The 632-nt window shown below is 64.4% G+C and carries 1 protein-coding gene; it reads left to right on the plus strand.

Going from position 1 to position 632, the window contains the following annotated elements:
• Positions 1–632: tyrosine-type recombinase/integrase (locus tag AWB75_RS36535; protein WP_143746711.1), on the plus strand; the 632-nt coding region annotated here is incomplete at both ends.

Here is a 632-nt window from a genome sequence, read left to right on the forward strand (position 1 = left end):
GAGAAGCGCCTCGCGCTCGGCGTGTATCCCGACGTATCACTGGCGGCGGCGCGCAAGAAGCGCGACGACGCGCGCGAAAAACTCGCGCACGGTATCGACCCCGGCGAAGCGAAGAAAGACGACAAGCGCGCCGCCCTGCTCGCCGCGTCGAACTCGTTCAAGGCGGTGGCGCTCGCGTGGATGGACGAACGCAAGGCTCTGGTCGATATCGGCCAGTACAACAAGACGCTCGCGCGCTTCAACAACGACGTGTTTCCGTGGCTTGGCACGCGGCCCATTACCGCGATCGACGCGCCCGAACTCCTCGCCGTGCTCAAACGCATCGACGAGCGCGGCGCGCGCTTCACTGCGCATCGCGTGCGCAGCGAGATAAGCCGCGTGTTTCGATACGGCATCAAGGAAGGTCACTGCAAGACGGACCCTGCCCGCGATCTGATCGGCGCGATTCCGCCGCCCGCGACAACGCATTTCGCCTCGATCACCGATCCGGTCAAGGTCGGCGAGATGCTGCGCGCCTCCGATGCGTTCGCTGGCACGTTCCCAGTCCAATGCGCGTTGAAACTCGCTCCGATGCTCTTCGTTCGTCCGGGCGAGTTGCGTCAGGCCGAGTGGACTCAATTCGATCTGGACAA

The sequence above is a fragment of the Caballeronia catudaia genome (genome assembly GCF_001544755.2).
Taxonomy (GTDB): Bacteria; Pseudomonadota; Gammaproteobacteria; order Burkholderiales; family Burkholderiaceae; genus Caballeronia; species Caballeronia catudaia.